15 protein-coding genes are annotated in these 17,124 nt (G+C 64.9%); 11 read left to right on the top strand and 4 right to left on the bottom strand.

Features of this window, described 5'->3' with window-relative positions:
• Positions 1-44 precede the first annotated feature (44 nt).
• A complete protein-coding gene (locus tag QSJ60_RS18875) occupies positions 45-944 on the bottom strand; it encodes a flavin monoamine oxidase family protein (RefSeq protein WP_285465418.1) in 900 nt (299 codons plus the stop codon).
• A gap of 99 nt (positions 945-1,043) precedes the next feature.
• Positions 1,044-2,204: an N-methyl-L-tryptophan oxidase gene (solA, locus tag QSJ60_RS18870; protein ID WP_079941043.1), complete on the bottom strand. Its 1,161-nt coding sequence runs from the start codon at positions 2,202-2,204 to the stop codon at positions 1,044-1,046.
• A 237-nt stretch (positions 2,205-2,441) separates the two neighbouring features.
• Between solA and QSJ60_RS18865 the strand changes: the two genes are divergently transcribed.
• Positions 2,442-3,578 (top strand): tyramine oxidase subunit B, encoded by a 1,137-nt coding sequence (locus tag QSJ60_RS18865; RefSeq protein ID WP_079941039.1) that lies wholly within the window; start codon positions 2,442-2,444, stop codon positions 3,576-3,578.
• 586 nt (positions 3,579-4,164) lie between these two features.
• On the opposite strand, the gene QSJ60_RS18860 is transcribed toward QSJ60_RS18865, so the two are convergent.
• Complete coding sequence (locus tag QSJ60_RS18860; RefSeq protein ID WP_285465417.1) at positions 4,165-5,547, bottom strand: NAD-dependent succinate-semialdehyde dehydrogenase; 1,383 nt, start codon at positions 5,545-5,547, stop codon at positions 4,165-4,167.
• 311 nt (positions 5,548-5,858) lie between these two features.
• Here QSJ60_RS18860 and QSJ60_RS18855 point away from each other — a divergent pair, with 311 nt between their 5' ends.
• From QSJ60_RS18855 to QSJ60_RS18830, 6 genes are all read left to right on the top strand, one after another.
• Positions 5,859-6,617, top strand: coding sequence for an enoyl-CoA hydratase/isomerase family protein (locus QSJ60_RS18855; protein WP_228145543.1), 759 nt, complete (start codon positions 5,859-5,861; stop codon positions 6,615-6,617).
• A 4-nt stretch (positions 6,618-6,621) separates the two neighbouring features.
• On the top strand, positions 6,622-7,470 hold the full coding sequence (locus QSJ60_RS18850) for a 3-hydroxyacyl-CoA dehydrogenase family protein (RefSeq protein ID WP_079941037.1): 849 nt from the start codon (positions 6,622-6,624) through the stop codon (positions 7,468-7,470).
• 68 nt (positions 7,471-7,538) lie between these two features.
• Positions 7,539-8,792, top strand: a complete 1,254-nt coding sequence (locus QSJ60_RS18845) for an aminotransferase family protein (protein ID WP_253035956.1) — start codon at positions 7,539-7,541, stop codon at positions 8,790-8,792.
• A gap of 791 nt (positions 8,793-9,583) precedes the next feature.
• Complete coding sequence (locus QSJ60_RS19165; protein ID WP_228145541.1) at positions 9,584-9,985, top strand: amino acid permease; 402 nt, start codon at positions 9,584-9,586, stop codon at positions 9,983-9,985.
• Complete coding sequence (locus QSJ60_RS19160) at positions 9,970-10,584, top strand: APC family permease (protein ID WP_228145540.1); 615 nt, start codon at positions 9,970-9,972, stop codon at positions 10,582-10,584. Before QSJ60_RS19165 ends, QSJ60_RS19160 begins: the two co-directional genes overlap by 16 nt.
• Positions 10,584-10,832: a hypothetical protein gene (locus QSJ60_RS18830; protein ID WP_228145539.1), complete on the top strand. Its 249-nt coding sequence runs from the start codon at positions 10,584-10,586 to the stop codon at positions 10,830-10,832. Before QSJ60_RS19160 ends, QSJ60_RS18830 begins: the two co-directional genes overlap by 1 nt.
• Before the next feature lie 183 nt (positions 10,833-11,015).
• Here QSJ60_RS18830 and QSJ60_RS18825 read toward each other — a convergent pair whose 3' ends face one another.
• The gene (locus QSJ60_RS18825) at positions 11,016-11,900 is read right to left on the bottom strand and encodes a LysR family transcriptional regulator (RefSeq protein ID WP_285465407.1); all 885 of its coding nucleotides are present in this window, start codon (positions 11,898-11,900) and stop codon (positions 11,016-11,018) included.
• A 253-nt stretch (positions 11,901-12,153) separates the two neighbouring features.
• On the opposite strand from QSJ60_RS18825, the gene QSJ60_RS18820 reads away from it, so the two are divergent.
• The 4 genes from QSJ60_RS18820 to QSJ60_RS18805 are packed head-to-tail and all read left to right on the top strand — an operon-like array spanning position 12,154 to position 16,891.
• Positions 12,154-13,320, top strand: coding sequence for a CaiB/BaiF CoA transferase family protein (locus tag QSJ60_RS18820; protein ID WP_253036098.1), 1,167 nt, complete (start codon positions 12,154-12,156; stop codon positions 13,318-13,320).
• Positions 13,317-14,519: an acyl-CoA dehydrogenase family protein gene (locus QSJ60_RS18815; RefSeq protein WP_079941028.1), complete on the top strand. Its 1,203-nt coding sequence runs from the start codon at positions 13,317-13,319 to the stop codon at positions 14,517-14,519. The genes QSJ60_RS18820 and QSJ60_RS18815 overlap by 4 nt, the downstream gene beginning before the upstream one ends.
• A 12-nt stretch (positions 14,520-14,531) precedes the next feature.
• Positions 14,532-15,686, top strand: coding sequence for an FAD-dependent oxidoreductase (locus tag QSJ60_RS18810; RefSeq protein WP_285465403.1), 1,155 nt, complete (start codon positions 14,532-14,534; stop codon positions 15,684-15,686).
• A gap of 35 nt (positions 15,687-15,721) precedes the next feature.
• Positions 15,722-16,891 (top strand): thiolase family protein, encoded by a 1,170-nt coding sequence (locus QSJ60_RS18805; protein ID WP_079941026.1) that lies wholly within the window; start codon positions 15,722-15,724, stop codon positions 16,889-16,891.
• The last annotated feature ends 233 nt before the right edge of the window (positions 16,892-17,124 follow it).

Genomic DNA, 17,124 nt, shown 5'->3' with positions numbered 1-17,124 from the left:
TTTTGGCATTGGGCCCTCGGCGCTGACGGAGGCCATGGGCATGCTCAACCACCATTTCGCAGCAGCCGCCTGATCGGCGCAGAGCGACAGCCTACCTCTGACTGCCGCCAATCTTTGCAACAGAGCCAGTTCGGCGGTACCGCGAGGATCGCGTGGCGGGCGCTCACGCGGAGGTGGTCGGTGATCGCGGTGACCGTGGCGGGGGCGCCTTCGGCGGTGTCCTCCCAGTGCAATTCGCGCACCGGGTTGTCGAGGAAGACATTTTCGGAGCCGAGTTCTTCGGCAATGCGGATGGAGACGCTCTGCATGCCGCCGACGACGCGCTTGTCGAGGAGGATGTCTTCGTCCACGAGGTTCTCGAACGACCCGGCCGAGGCGCCGAAGAAGATAGCCTGCAGCAGGGAGAACGAGTGCTTTGGCTTGGTGAGCATCGCCCCCGAGATGAAGTTGCCGATGATGAGGCGCGCCTCGGCGTCGTCGCTCTGGGCGCGCAGCCAGGCGTCGAAGGTGATCTCGTCGTACTCGGCGGCGCGGGGGTGCTCCCACGGGGCGGCTGGGTCGACTTCGAGGGAGAGTCGGGTGAGTTCTGCGCGGAGCTTGCGCATTTCCTCGAGGGTCTCCGGCTTGACGGGGAAGTCGCCGGTGAAACGGTGGCGGTTGCCCTCCTTGTCGATGAACACCGAATCGCCGTCGCGGTGGCGCTGGAAGAGTTCGAGTCCGAGTTCCGCCGCGAGATCCTGGATCGCGGTTTGTTCGGGCGCGATCCACTGGCCGCCGATCTCGAGGAAGGAGCCGTCGATCGTGTCCGACCATGTGCGGCCGCCGACGCGGTCGCGCGCTTCGAGCACGGCGACTGTCTTCCCGGTTTGGCTCAGGCGCCGCGCCGCGGTGAGTCCCGCGGGACCGGCGCCGATGATGACGACGTCGCGAGTGATTTCCTGCATGGTGCTTCTCCTTCTCAAGGGGTTCTCATGAATATGGCGAACTGTGCTCCCGGCGCGTGCGCGATGCGCAGCGGCAGGAGCCCCGGTCCGCCCGTGTGGTCAGTGGTCGAGCGCGCGGTAGTGAGCGGCGAGGCTGAACCGGCCGGGGTCGTAGAGTTCGCTGGCGCCTGCGTGGATCAGGTCAGCGGCGATACGGCCGAGGGCGGGCGCGAACTTGAAGCCCCGTCCCGACAGCCCGGACACGACGACGCGGCTGCCGTCGGGCGAGGCGTCGATAATCGGGGTGAGATCGGCCGTGTAGCTGTCCGGGTGGATGCTGTGGCGCACCGGCTCCGGGTGCAGGCCCGGAAAGTACCAGGTCGCCAGCTCGGAGGTCTGCGCGAGCTCAGTCCGGGTGTGCTCACGCTGCAGCTGCGCGACGTCGTCGACGAGCGGCCAGTCCGGGAACGCGGCACGGCTGATCTTCACGGCGTAGCCTTCGAGGCTCGGGGCGCCGAACAGGTGGGTGGTTCCGCGGTCCCGCACGAAGACGGGGAACCGCTCGGGAAGGAACTGGTCTACGCGTTTCGGCATGAACCACGTGAGCGGCACACTCTTCACCTTCGTGAACGTCTTCAACTCAGGGAGGATCTGCTGGCTCCAGGGGCCGGCGGCGATGACAACCTTCTCGGCGAGAATGTCGCCGCGGGTGGTGCTCACTAGGTGCCTCCCGTGCTGCTCGTCGATGCCGAGCACCCGAGTGTCGTCCCAGATCTCGGCACCTCCGCGCTCGGCGAGTGATGCTGCGGTGAGAATGGCGCGCTCGGGGCGCAGGCCGCCGCCGCCGAGATCGAGGATCGCCTCGTCGCCATCGTCAAAGTCGTGCTGCGGGAACCTACGTCGCAGCTCGCGTCCCACCAGATGCTCGTGGGGGAGGACGAAGCGCTCGGCGGCCTCGAGGGTTCCAGCGATCTTCGGAGAAGCGCCGGGGGCGATCGTGAGCGCTCCGACCTGCAAGTAGATGCTCTGCCCCGATTCTCGCTCGAGTTCTCGCCACAGCTGCTGCGCCCGGACGAGCAACGGAGTATAGTGCTCGCCCTCGTAGGCTGCGGTGCGGAACAGGCGGGACTCCCCGGCGTACGCGCCGTACGCGTGCGCGACGCCGTACTGCTCGATGCCGATGATGCGTCCGGGCACCAGCTTCGACAGCTGCCAGGCGGCCATGGCACCCACGGTGCCCATCCCGATGACGGCGACGGACGCCTGCTCAGTGCTGGACATCGATTCTCCTCGTGCGGCACGGCACCGTGCAGCCGTTGTGAAATTAGCTGGTGACCTCAGTGTTCCAGCTCCGGGGAACGAATCGAAGAGTCCCTCGATACCAGTTCTCACTAGATTCATGCGCTATCAGTCTGAATAAAAGCGGTTCTTTTGCGTTCTGGAAACGTTATCGAAGGTTAGCATCGCAATATCCAATACGGCACCCGGCGGTGAGACCGCGGGCAGGAAAGGGCAACGATGCACGACACTTCTCTCCGATTGCGTTACCTCAGCGAGCCCGAGATCATCGACGTCGGCGCCACGGACATGGCACGTTGTATCGACACGATGTGCGAGGTCTTCTCGCTGCTCGCGACCGGCGACTACCGCATGGGTGGTCCGAATCATAGTTCGCATGGGATCAAGGTCGACTTCCCCCTCGAGCCGGCATTCCCCGGTATGCCGCGCCATACCTCGGACCGCCGCTTCATGGCGATGCCTGCATACATCGGTGGGAAGTATCGTGCGACTGGCCTCAAATGGTATGGCTCGAATATCGAGAACAGCGAGAAGGGTCTGCCGCGGTCTATGCACCTGGTGGTCTTGAATGACACCGAGACTGGCGCTCCGATCGCCGTGATGCCGGGAAACCTGATCAGCGCCTATCGTACGGGCGCGGTCGTCGGAGCCGGCACTCTGCACCTCGCCCGAACGGACGCTGACTCGGTCGCGGTGATCGGCCCCGGGCTCATCAACCAGGTTGCGTTCCGGGCGATCCTAGTGACACGGCCCGCCATCGCCCGCGTCCGGATCGCGGCGCGTTCGCTCACGAGCCGGAACGCGCAGCGCTTCCAGGAACTCGTCCGCTCCGAGTTCCCCCAGATCCAAGAGGTGGAGATCGTCGATTCGATCCGGTCGGCGGTCACCGAGGCCGACATCGTCACGGTCGCCGCGACCGGTCTGTCCGGCGTCGCAAACTACCCGGTCATCGACCCGGAGTGGCTGCGCCCGGGTGCGTATGTCGCGGCGACCTCGAACATCCAAGTCGATGCCGGGTTCCTGTGCACTGGCGCTCGTAACGTCGTCGACCACACTCCGCTCTACGAAGCCTACGTCGCGAACTTCAGCCCTCCGTATCACGAGCAACTCGGGGCTCTCGGTGTCAAATACCAGGACATGCTCCTGGACGGGCGCCTGAACGTTGCCGACATCGCCGAGTTCGGGGACATCGTCGACGGCAGGGCACCTGGCTACGATCCGGCACGGCCGTCCTTCTTCTCCATCGGCGGGATCCCGGCCGAAGACGTCGCTTGGGCGACCGAACTCCTCTGGGAGGCGCAGCGCCGCGACATTGGCACGTTGCTGCCGATCTGGGATCAGCCCGCCCTAGGCTAGAGGCGGTTTCGGTCTACCCGGCGCTCCTGACTGCGGCAATCGTAGCGAGCAACCATTGGGGCCGATCGGCCAAGACGTTAATCCGATTCTCGGGTCGCATCGCTCGACACAGCGATCACCGGTACCACCGAAATACGGATGTTCTTTATCGCATCGGTATGAACGAACATGCGCGCGAGGATTCATGCTGTTCGACCCGTCGACTAGCTTCTCGCCCGCTCGCCAGCCCACTTGCTGGTTCGCCGATGTCAACCACGGAGGCTTCGAGGACCAGGTGACCCGTCAACTCCGGCGCCTCTTCGAACGCTGCGTGCGCGGTCTCGCCTTTCGGGTGCCCAAAGGTCGTCCTCGGCACGTCATGTACCCGCGGGGCCCTGAACACGGTCTCGGAACGCACGTCAAATGAAGCGACTCGGAATGCCGCTCATGCTGCGCGTACGGCACGCCCGGCCCCATCGGCTAAGAGATCCGAGCCCTGCCCGAGGTTACTTCTTGTGAGTGCAGCCTGGGCATGGGGATGGGGCATGCGAAGTGGCGGAGTGTATCCCTCGAATCGCTCCGGTGGTGCACTCCGCCACGCGGCGTACTATTTCGTGGCCTCAGGGACGCGGACGAGCTTCTTGTTGGCAAACTCGTTGATGCCGTAATGCGCGAGCTCGCGGCCGACGCCCGAGGCCTTGACCCCGCCGAACGGGAGATCCGGGGCTGTCTTGCTCGTGCTGTTGATCCAGACCATGCCCGTCTCGATCCGGTCGGCGACCCGTTGCGCCCGTTCCAGGTCGCCCGAGAAGACCGTGCCGCCTAGACCGAACGGGGAGTCGTTGGCGATCTGGACCGCTTCCTCTTCGGACGCGGCGCGGTGCACGACCGCGGCCGGGCCGAATAGTTCCTCTGCGTAGGCGCGCATGTCTTTGGTCACGCCTGACAGCACGGTCGCCGGATAGTAGGCGCCCGGTGCGTCGGGGGCCTCCCCGCCCAGGTGGACTTTCGCGCCGCGGTCGATGGCGTCGTCGACCAGCTCGACGAGATCGTGGCGGGCGGCGGTGGAGGAGAGCGGGCCGAGCTTCGTCTCGTCCGACGACGGATCGCCTGTGGCGTACGCGCGGCTCTGCTCGATGAACTTCTCGAGGAACGCGTCGTACACCGCGTCCAGGACGATGAAGCGCTTGGACGCGGTGCAGGCCTGCCCGCCGTTGGCGAAGCGACCGACCGCGGCTGCGGCGGCTGCCGCGTCGAGGTCGGCGTCGTCGAGCACGATGAACGGGTCGGATCCACCGAGCTCCAGCACGTACTTCTTCATATGCCGCCCGGCGACCTCGCCGACCGCTGAGCCCGCCCGCTCGGAACCGGTGAGAGAGACGCCCTGCACGCGCGGATCGGCGATCATCTCGGCGATCTGACCGGCGTTGGCGAACACGTTCGCGTAGACGCCATCGGGCAGCCCCGCCTCGCGGAACACCCGCTCGATAGCGAGGGCGGACTGCGGGCAATTGCGCGCGTGCTTGAGCAGGATCGTGTTGCCCAGGATCAGGTTCGGGGCCGCGAACCGTGCCACCTGGTAATAGGGGTAGTTCCACGGCATGATACCGACCAGGACGCCGACCGGTTCGGTCTTCACGATGGCGGTGCCGGGGCCGGAGATGTCGAGCACCTCGTCCGCGAGGAACTGCTCGGCGCGGTCCGCATAATAGTCGTAGATGTTCGCGACGAGATCGACCTCGCCACGCGCCTGGACGATGGGCTTGCCCATCTCGAGCGTGATGAGCGCAGCCAGTTCTTCCCGCTGTTCGCGGTGGAGCGCGGCGATGCGCTTGACCAGGGCGACCCGCTCTTGCAGCCCGCGATCCCGCCACTGCGGATAGGCTTCCGCGGCGCGATCGAGAGCCTCCCGTGCCTCCTTGTTGGTGATCTCGGGGAACTCGGCCAGCTGCTCGCCGGTTGCAGGATTCACTGTCGTGTAGACACCCATGTGCGACGACGCTCCTTCATTGTTCGGTGTGTGATCGCGGAACTCCGCGCGCACCAGTGCGCACGGATCCTCGACTATCACTGTTGCTCACTATTCATGTCGCGTCCAATACCAAATCCGCCCCCGCTCATGCGCTGGCATTAATAATGCTCTACCGCGCCCAGTGGAGTCCATGTGAGATTTTATGACGATAGTGTCATGAAATAGGATCTATTAGGTATTTGTGTGTTATTGGATTTCGCACCAAGCTGGAACATGACATGCACCAGGACTGAGTGTGCCTGGACGCGATCCGAAAGAGGTGGGGCTTGGTGGAAACGCTCACGGCCGAGCACAACGGCGATCGCACGATCGTGCGATTGAACCGGCCTCAGACACTGAACTCGATCGACCAGGCCATGGTGGATGATCTCCACGAGGTCTGCGACCAGCTCGAGCGCGAACCGCGCATCCTCATCCTGACGGGAACCCGCACCGACAAGGGCGGCATTTTCGCCTCCGGCGCGGACATCTCCCAGCTGCGCGACCGGCGCCGTCATGACGCCCTGCGCGGGATCAACTCGAGCATCTTCGCGCGGATTGCTGCCCTGCCGATGCCGGTGATCGCCGCGATCGACGGCTATGCCCTCGGCGGCGGCGCCGAGCTCGCCTACGCCGCCGACTTCCGGATCGCGACGACGCGGGTGAAGATCGGCAACCCCGAACCCAACCTCGGCATCATAGCCGCCGCGGGGGCATGCTGGCGGCTCGTCGAGCTCGTGGGCGAGCCCGTCGCGAAAGAGATCCTGCTCGCCGGCCGCGTCCTCACCGCAGACGAGGCGCTATCGATTCGGCTGGTCGGCGAAGTCTGCGAGCCGGACGAGCTCCTGGACCGGGCGAACGCGCTCGCGGACCGTATCGGCGGTTTCGACCCGTTGGCGATCCAGGTGACCAAGCAGGTGATCCACGCGCCGCGGGCGGCGCACCCGGTCATCGACAACCTTGCGCAAGCGTTGCTCTTCGAATCCCCGGAGAAGACCCGGCGCATGGATGATTTTCTGCTGAAGCGCAACGCGCGGAAAGGACGCTGAACCCATGGCATTGCCGAATCACATCGCCGTCGTCGGAGGCGGACGGATGGGGGCGGGCATCGCGCTCAGCCTCGCCATCGGCGGATCGCAGGTCACCGTGCTCGAACGCGATGCCGCGTCGGTGGACGCCGCCCGGGCGCGGCTCGATGACATCGCGCAGAAAGCGGTCGCGAAGGATCCCGCGGCCCCCGCCCTCGACGTGCTCCTAGGGCGCCTCGCCGTGTCCGAGGACTACGAGCTCCTGAGAGAAGCAAACCTCGTGATCGAGGCGGTCCCAGAGGACTTCGAGCTCAAAGTGAACACCCTCCGCGCGATCGAGGGGCGCGTCACCGAGACCACCGCGATCGCGACGAACACGTCGTCGCTGTCGGTCACGAAGCTCGCCGCAGAACTCTCCCACCCGTCCCGCTTCCTCGGGCTGCACTTCTTCAACCCGGTTCCCGCCTCCACCCTGATCGAGGTCGTCGTCGGCGAGCAGACCGGCGTCGGCCTCGTCGCCGCAGCGCGAGAGTGGACCGAGGGGCTGCGGAAGACCCCCGTCGTCGTGCATGACGCACCCGGCTTCGCGAGCTCCCGGCTCGGCGTCGCCCTCGCACTCGAAGCGATGCGGATGCTCGAAGAGGGCGTCGCTTCGGCCGAGGACATCGATGCGGCGATGGTGCTCGGGTACCGGCACGCCACCGGCCCGCTCAAAACCACCGACCTCGTCGGTCTGGACGTGCGGCTCGGCATCGCGGAGTACCTCGCCTCCACGCTTGGCGAGCGCTTCGCACCCCCGCAGATCCTGCGCGACAAGGTCGCTGCCGGAGAGCTCGGGCGCAAGAGCGGCACAGGCTTCTTCGACTACAGCTGAACGCTTGGGTCACGCGCCGCACCCCAACGGCTGGCCCGAACCACACACACGATCCCAGGAGGATGCAGATGCCCCAGACCAACGCCCTGTGGAGCGCCCAGGCGCACATGCCGACCGTGCTCTCGAACCCGCAGACCGTCATCGTCAAAGGCGACGGCGCCTACATCACCACTGCGGACGGGGACCGTCTCCTCGACGCCGCCGGCGGCCTCTGGTACGCCAACATCGGCCACGGCCGGGACGAGATCGCACAGGCCGCCGCCGAGCAGATACGCACCCTCGAGACCTGGCACATCTTCGGCCGGTACGTGAACGAGCCGGCACTCGAACTTGCGAACAAGATCGCGACGCTCGCCCCGTTCGACGACGCCAAGGTCATCTTCACCAGCGGCGGATCCGATTCCGTCGACTTGGCACTCAAACTCGCACGCCGTCACCAGCAGCTCCAGGGACAGCCGGAGAAGCTCACCGTCGTATCCCGTCAGGACGGCTATCACGGTCTCCACGCCTACGGTACCAGCGTCGCAGGCCTCTCCTTCAACAGCGACGGCTTCGGCCCCGGCACCCTCATCCCGGAGACACTGCTCGTCGATCAGTGGGACATCGACGCCGCCGAGCGCACCATCCGCGAACACGGCGGAGAGAAGATCGCCGCGTTCATCGCCGAACCCGTCATGGGCGTCGGCGGTCTCGTTCCGCCCCCGGCCGGCTACTTCGAGCGGATCAAGGAACTCGCGAAAGAGTTCGGTTTCCTCGTCATTGCCGACGAAGTCGTCACCGCCTTCGGTCGTCTAGGCACCTGGACGGCGTCCGAGCGCTTCAATCTCGAACCCGACATGATCACTTTCGCGAAAGGCATCACCTCCGGCTACCTGCCCCTGGGCGGCGTCATCGTCGCCCCCAGCGTATCCAGCCAGTTCTACGCAGGAAACGACGCGCCCATCTTCCACCAGGGCCTCACCTACTCCGGCCACGCGACCGTCGCGGCTGTCGCACTCAAGAACCTCGAGATCATCGAGCGCGAGAACCTCCTCGGCCGCGTCCGCGAGCTCGAACCGGTCCTCGTCGAGGAACTCGAACAGCTCCGCCACCACCCCGGCGTGAAAGACGTACGGCACATCGGACTCATGGGCGGCGTCGACCTCGCCGACGGCGTCTCCGGGCTCGACGTTGTCGCCGTCCTCGAAGGTCGCGGCGTGCACCTGCGGAACCTCCCGAACAACATCCTCCAGATCTCCCCGCCCTTCATCGTCACGGCCGAGGAGATCCGCACCATCGTGCGCGGCATCCGCGACGCCCTCGACACCGTACACGGCAGATAAGCCAGGTGGCTGCCCTGCGGGGAAGACAGCCGGCACGACCCGATGTCCTCCCGGACAGGGAGGCTCCACCACTGAATAAGGAACACGCATGAACACAGGCAATGTCTGTGCGGCTCCCAGACTGCCACAGCAATTCATCTTCCTACAAATACCAATAACATCAATATTTATGCGCTCGCCGACATAATGTATTGGTAGAGGAATGCGGTCCCATGATTCAGTGGGTCTCTGTTCCCCGTGGAGCACGTCCTCGGCATTCCCCTAGAGCACCTCCTTAGCCAAGGCCAGAACCGTCTTCAGTGCGGAGCTCCGAGATTCCGAACGTCAAGCCATTCGAAGAAACACCTCCTTGAAGGGATCCACGACCGGCAAGCATGAGAACTCATCGGTGTGGGTGTTCTCCGCGACAGAGAATATCGTGAGGTGCGCGCCCGCTTTAGTCGCGACGAGCGAAAGGGTCGTCCAGGTGTCGGGTGTGATCCGGGTTGCCATGTGTTCAAAACCAATTGGGGGGCACAATCGCATGAACCGATCCGTGAGTACTGATCCAACATGAGGGGGCAATGTCACGAAATACTCCTCAGACATCCCGGCGCTCATCGACCGCTACCTGGATGGCGCCATCAAACTCCACGAGCTTGTCTCCCGCCGCCTGCCCCGAGAAGCACAGGACGCATTCGACGATCTCTCCTCTGGTATCGTGCTCCGGACGCTGCTGATCCCCCAGCCTAAGCGCCCCGACCGTGCCGTCGCGCTCCGATCGCCCGCATCGTCGACAGAGGGGTCATCGCATGTCAGCTACGTCGCATCCGCATTTCTGCGGCACCCTCGGCCCCGTCGGGCTGACCTTCTTCGGCGTCACCTACATGATCATCGCGGTCGTATTCACGACATACGGTGTCGTGAACCAGGTGACCGACGGGCATCTCCCCACCGCCTACATCCTCGCGATCATCGCGATGCCCTTCACCGCTGCCAGCTACCCCACCCTCGCTCGGAAGTACCCGGTCGCGGGCGCCACGTATACCTACACCCAGCAAGCCTTCGGCGGGCTCGTCGAGCTCCTCACCGGCTTGGTGATCCTGCTCGACTACCTCTTCATCCCGATGATCAACTTCCTGGTCATCGGCATCTATCTGTATTCGCAGTTCCCCGCCGTGCCAAATGGGCGTTTACGATGGCGACGCTACTGATTGTGTTCACCTTGAACCTGCTCGGCATCTCCCTGGTGAACCGGGTCAACTTCATCGTGATCGCCCTATCGGTGCTGCTGGTGGTCGTGCTCATGGTTCTCGCGTTCAAGAAGACGCTGCGCGGGGACACCTTGGTGAGACTCCTCGAGCCTTTCACCTTCGGGCAGCGCGGTATCGGTGGGATCGCCTCAGGAGCTGCGATCCTCTCACTCTGGTTCCTGGGCTTCGTTGCCGTCTCCACCCTCGCGGAGGAGGCGCGGAACACCCGCCGCGACATCCCGCGAGCGATCGTCGGCTCGACGCTGCTGGGCGGCCTGCTGTTCGTGCTGGTTTCCTGGTCGGGCGCCCTGGCGTGGTCGCCCAACTGGCAGGCCCTCTCTGCTGACGAAGTGGAAGCGGTCGGCGTCAGCCTCGTCAGGGTGCTCGGCGGCGCGCCGTTCGCCGCGTTCTTCATCGCCATATATGTGGTGAGTTGCTTCGGCAGCGCAATGACCGGGCAGGCATCCGTTTCGCGGTTGCTAATCGCTGTGGGGCGCGACGGTGTGCTGCCCCGGCCGCTCACCAAGCTGCACCCCGGTTCAGCACACCGTTTGTCGTAGTGATCGTCGTGTCGGTGTTCGCACTGGCCAGCCTGGTACTCGACTTGAATACGGCGGAGTTTATGATCAGCTTCGGCGCCCTCGCGGCGTTCGCGATGGTAAACCTGTCAGCCATCAAGGACGAGTTCCTCCGGAAAGACAGGACGGGGAACCGCGCGAAGGGAGGCGTCCTGCTGCACCTGGTCTGCCCGCTGATCGGGTTCGCGCTCACGGTCTGGCTGTGGACGTCGCTGGAGCCCTCGACCTGACTCGTCGGCTGCATTTGGCTGACCATCGCCGCTACCGAGACGCCGGGTCTCAGTGAGTCCGTCCCGAAGCTCGACTTCTCCGGCGAAGCGCCCACGACCATCCAGATCGATTAGCTCAGAGGAATCGAGGCGGCCGCCGACCGGTGAGGCAGTTGGGTATGCGCGCAGTACAGCTGGCGGCGCCTACAGGACTTCGTCGGCGAGTGCCAGCACCGTGGCGAGTGCGGGGTTCCGCGAATCGGCGCGCCAGGCCATGCGCAGGAGCACCTCGTCGAATGGGTCTGCGACCGGGAGGAAGGAGAACCCGTCGGTGTGGGTGTTCTCTGCGACCGATGAGATCGTGAGATGAATGCCGACCTCGGCTGCGACGAGTGACAGCGCCGTCCAGGTGTCGGGGGCGACCTGCGCGATGAGGGGGTCGAAGCCGGCAGCGTGGCTGAGTCGGAGCAGCCGGTCTGTAAGTACTGATCCGGGCTGCAGGGGGAGCGTCACGAAGTAGTCGGCGGAGAGCTGATCCATGTGGACCGAGTCAGCGCCGGCCAAGGTGTGGGTCTTCGGGACGGCGACGACGAGTTGCTCGTTGATCAGAGTGCGGGTTCTGATGCCGGCTGGGACGTAGTCCCAGCGGCCAATGGAGATGTCCGCCTCATCGTTCAGGAGCCGGTTGATGGCGGGCTGGGCGAAGTTCTGGCTGGAGAGCTCGAGGGATAGGTCTGGATGTTTGAGACGCGCAGCGCGGGAGAGCTGGCCGACGAGAATCTGTGTGGAGGCGCCAGCGAAGGCGATACCGACATGCCCGAGTTCGCCGCTCTGAGCGGCGCGCACATCGTGCGCGGCATGCTTGAGTTCGTTGAGAATGCGGCGGGCCGGGCCGAGCAGAGCCTCCCCGGCCGCAGTGACCTCCACGGAGCGCGTCGTGCGGTGGAACAGCTCCGCGCCCAGTTCCTTCTCCAGTGCCTTTATGGTGCGGCTTACCGGAGGCTGCGCCAAATGGAGGCGTTCGGCCGCTCGCCCGAAGTGCAGTTCTTCCGCGACGGCGACGAATGCTCTGAGGTCCTGAATTTCCACTCGCCAATGATAGCACGAGGATCATATATCGTGTCGTATTTGCTTCATTTCAGGTCTCAGTGCGACGAACGATTGGAGAGGGACATATGTGCTGAAGGTATCAATAACGTGAAAATAGGTATTTGACGTGCACTAATCGCGCCTGACAAGGTGAAAACATCGAAAACGGTTCAACGGAAGAACGGTCCCGAGGTAGACGGTGGAAGATCACAACAGACTTGAAGAACTACTCGCGCGTTCGGGGCAGGGGCCGTTGAGCGGCACCATCATCGCTGACTTCGGCAGGGTGCTGGCCGGGCCCTACTGCACTATGCTGCTGGCGGACATGGGGGCGACCGTCATCAAGGTCGAGAGTCCGATCGGGGACGAGACCCGTGCTTGGATGCCGCCGGAGCATGAGGGCAAGTCGACTTACTACCTCTCGATCAACCGGAACAAGCTGTCGATCGAACTGGACTTCAGCGACCCCGGGGATCTCGCGACCGCACGCGAGCTCGCAGCTCGCGCGGACGTCGTAATCGAGAACTTCAAGCCCGGCGGTCTCGAGAAGTTCGGGCTGGACTATCAGAGCGTGGCGGCTCAGAACCCGGACGTGATTTTCACCTCGATCACCGGGTTCGGTACCGCGGGCGGGGCGAGCCTTCCTGGATACGACCTGCTCGTCCAGGCTGCCTCCGGGCTCATGAGTCTCACCGGGGCGCCGGAGACCGAGCCGTTCCGTGCCGGCGTCGCGGTCGTCGATGTGTTCACGGGTATGCACGCCTGCATCGGTATCCTCGCCGCCCTCAACCACCGGCGAGTGACCGGTGAAGGGCAGCGGGTGGAGGTCAATCTGATGAGCTCGGCACTGTCGGGCCTGGTGAACCAGACCGGCGCTTACGCCATCGCAGGCGTCGTTCCGACCCGCATGGGCAACGAGCATCCGAGCATCTACCCTTACGAGCCGATCGCCACCGGAGACGGGGAGATCGTGCTCGCGATCGGCAACGACAGGCAGTTCCGGGTGCTCTGCCGGGAGCTCGGCACGCCTGAACTCGTCGAGGATCCGCGCTTCGCGTTCGCGCCCGACCGCAGCCGCAACCGACTCGATCTGCGTCCGCTACTCGAAGCCGCGCTCTCGCATGCGACCGCCACGGAGTGGTTCGAACGGCTCACCGCAGCGGGGATCCCGTGCGCGCCGATCCAGGACGTCGCAGCCGGTGTCCAGTTCGCCGAGCGCATCGGCCTGGATCCGATCATTCAAGCCGGATCCGGGGATGACTCTCTGTCCGGGATCCGCAACCCCATCACCTTCTCACAGACCCCGGCGACCTACGACAAGGCGCCCCCCGAGCTAGGCGCAGATACCGAGCTGGTGCGGCGCTGGCTCGCGGGCTCCTCGCCGCTCGCATCGATCTCAGCAAAGGAAGCAACAGCATGAGTGCACTCAACAGGTCAGGCGTCAACGTGGATTTCTACGGCGTCGAGGACTACCTCGGTGAGGAGGATCGCGCGCTCGTCGCGAAGGTGCGAGCCTTCGTCGATTCTGAGGTCACCCCGATCATCAACGAGTACTGGGAACAGGCGGACTTCCCGTACCAGATCCTCCCGAAGTTCGGGGAGCTTGGCATCATCGGCACCGCGATCGAAGGGTACGGCTGCCCAGGCCTGACCCGGTTGCAGGCGGGACTGGTCGCCATGGAGCTCTCCCGCGGTGACGGGAGCATCAACACGTTCAACGCCGTGCACTCCGGCCTCGCGATGGGGACGATCAACCTACTCGGCAGCGACGAACAGAAGCAGCGCTGGCTGACCCAGATGGCGAAGCTCGAGAAGCTCGGCGCGTTCGCGCTGACGGAACCCGATCACGGTTCCGACTCCGTGGCTCTTGAATCCAGCGCCCGCCTCGACGGCGACCACTACGTTCTCAATGGCTCGAAGCGGTGGATCGGCCTCGGCCACGTCGCAGATCTCGTCATCATCTGGGCGCGCGACACCGCCGACGACAAGGTCAAGGCGTTCATCCTGGAGAAGAACGAGGACGGCAGTTACCCGTCCGGATACCACGCGGAAGCCATCCAAGGGAAGATCGCCAAGCGCGCGATCCAGCAGGCGCAAATCACCTTCGAAGACCTTCGGATCCCCGCCGAGAACAAACTCGAAAAGTCTCAGTCGTTCCGCGATGTCGGGGCGGTGCTCAACCGCACCCGCAGCACCGTCGCCTGGGAATCGTTGGGACACGCGACCGCCGCCTACGAGGCGGCAGTGCAGTACGCGTCCGAGCGCGTCCAGTTCGGCAGCCCGATCTCACACTACCAACTCGTCCAGAACAAGCTCGCCAACATGCTCGCTGACCTTACAGCGATGCAGCTGGTCTGCTTCCGTGCCGGCGCCCTGCAGAACGAAGGCCGCCTAAGCAACGAGCAGGCCTCGCTCGCGAAGATGTTCACTGGCGATAAAGCGCGGCAGCTATGCCGCGATTCCCGCGACCTGCTCGGCGGCAACGGCTTGCTGCTCGAGAACCACGTCGCCCGCCATCTCACGGACATGGAAGTCGTCCACACCTACGAGGGCACCGATTTCATCCAGTCCCTGATCGTGGGCCGCGAGATCACTGGGGTCTCCGCGTTCAAGCGGTAAGGACGGAGCGAGATGGGCGAGTACATCGTCATAGGCGCAGGACTCGCCGGCGCCGCCACCGCGTGGCGTCTCGCCCAACGCGGGCAAGACGTGACCCTGCTGGAGCGGTCGGCACCAGCCAACCCGTACGGCAGTTCGCACGGCTCCGCGCGGATCTTTCGCTACGCCTACCCGAGCGAGCTCTACACAGGGCTCGTTATCCGTTCCAAGCCGCTGTGGGACGAACTCGAACGGGAGAACGGTGCACGTCTGATCGAACCCACCGGCGCCCTCGACCATGGCGCGGTGAACGATCCCGTCGGCCTCGCCCGTGTCCTGGACGCGCTGGGTGTCGAGCATGAGCTACTGCCAGAGGCGGAGGCGGGCTCGCGCTGGCCGCAGTACGGCTTCGACGGCGCGGTACTCTATCACCCCGGCGCTGGAGTGCTTGATGCCCGCAACACGGTCGAGGCGTTCGTTCGCCTGGCCGCCGCAACCGGGCGGGTCAGACTGCTCACGAACTGGACCGTCAGCTCTATCGAGCGGCGCACCGGCGGCTTCCGCGTCGAATCCACGGTCGGCGACGTCGTCGAAGGCGAGAAAGTGGTCGTCGCGGCCGGCCCGTGGCTTCCAACCCTTCTGGACTCGCTCGCTCTGCCTGCCGGGTTCATCCACTCACTGCCGTCTTTCGAAGTGCGTGAGGAGCAGGCGTTCCACTTCCCCTACCACGACGCCGGCGCTTCCGGCGCACCCTATCCGGCTTGGCCGACGTTCATGCACGAGAACGAGACGGTCGACATCTACGGTCTGCCAGGCGGCCGCGACGCCGGATACCACGGCCTCAAGATCGCGCACTTCAATGGCGGAACCGTAATCCCGAGCATCTTCGACCGCACCGGCCAGATCCGGCCGGAGGCCAGGCAACGAGCTCGCGACTACGTCAAGGAATGGGTGCCCGGTGTCGAACCGGATTCCTACGCGGAAGCGACGTGCATGTTCACCAGCACGCCCAGCAGCGACTTTCTGATTGACGAGGCCGAAGGCATCGTCGTCCTGTCCGCCTGCTCCGGCCGTGGTGCGAAGTTCGCTCCGCTGCTCGGCGAGCTCGCCGCCGACCTTGCTACCGGCGCCGGGACCGTCCCTGACGAGTTCCGTGCCGCGTATCACTCCAGGCGCTCCGCAGCCTGACCCACCTTACTCACAGAAAGACCACGGTTCACCCCATGACCTCGACGTTCATCTACGATGCCGTCCGCACCCCTTTCGGACGCGCCGCCGGTGCGCTCTCCGGGATCCGCCCTGACGACCTCGCCGCGGTCGTCATGAAAGCCGCCGTCGAGCGCACCGGCGTCGATCCCGCACGTATTGAAGACGTGATCTTTGGAGACGCGAACCAGGCCGGTGAGGACAACCGCAACGTCGCCCGTTTCGGCGCCCTCCTCGCGGGCTTCCCCTCCTCGGTCACGGGCGTCACCGTCAACCGGCTTTGCGCATCGTCCGTGGAGGCCGTGATCCAGGGTTCCCGGGCGATCGAGTCGGGGGATGCAGAGCTGATCCTCGCCGGCGGCGTGGAGTCCATGTCCCGTGCGCCCTTCGTTCTCGAGAAGTCCCCGAAGCCCTGGCCGGCGGTCGGCAACCAGACGCTCTGGAACACTTCCATCGGGTGGCGCATGGTAAACCGGGCCCTGCCCAAGCATTGGACCATCTCCAACGGCGAGTCCGCGGAGAAGATCGCCCAGGAGTGGGGGATCACCCGTGAAGCACAGGACGCGTTCTCGGTCCGCTCGCATGAGCTCGCCGCGAAAGCGTGGGCGGAGGGCCGCTACGACGCCGAGATCGTGCAGGTGCCCGGCGCTGAGATGGCGCGCGATGAGGGCATCCGCGACGGCAGCACCGTTGAGAAGCTCGCCGGTCTCAAAGCGCTGTTCGCCGCCGACGGTACCGTGACGGCCGGGAACTCGTCCTCGATCAACGACGGTGCTTCCGCGGTGCTGCTCGGCGCCGAGGACGCCCTCGACGCCGAACCGCTCGCGCGGATTACCGGACGTGCCGCCCACGGCGTCGACCCGGACATCTTCCCGATCGCGCCGATCGAGGCCGCGAACAAGGCGCTGGCGCGCGCGGGACGGACCTGGGCGGACGTTGACCTCGTCGAGCTGAACGAAGCCTTCGCCTCACAGTCCCTGGCCTGCCTCAAAGGCTGGCCCGACTTCGACCCGGAGAAGCTCAACATCCACGGCGGCGCCATCGCCATCGGTCACCCCCTCGGCGCCTCAGGCGGCCGGATCATCGGTCACGCCGCCCACGAGCTCAAGCGCCGCGGCGGAGGAGTCGCAGTCGCCGCGATCTGCATCGGCGTCGGCCAAGGGCTCGCCGTTGTTCTTGAGCGGTAACTTATGGCCGTAGTGTCAATGCTGTTCAGTTCATTCGTCTCGGGTGGTACGCAGCTCAGAAGCTGCACTGGACTCTAAGCGGCCAGGTTACCTTTTGGCTGATTTAAGGGCTCTGTTGCAAAAATCGTGAAGCTTGAGCATGCTTGGCGGAGATTGGACGGACGGAACGATGACGGATTTCAAGTGGCGCCATTTCCAGGGTGATGTGATCCTGTGGGCGGTGCGCTGGTATT

It is taken from the genome of Agromyces sp. NBRC 114283 (assembly GCF_030268405.1).
Taxonomy (GTDB): domain Bacteria; phylum Actinomycetota; class Actinomycetes; order Actinomycetales; family Microbacteriaceae; genus Agromyces; species Agromyces mediolanus.
The sequence above is the reverse complement of the archived record's forward strand: the minus strand, read 5'-3'. Positions and strand labels throughout refer to the sequence as shown.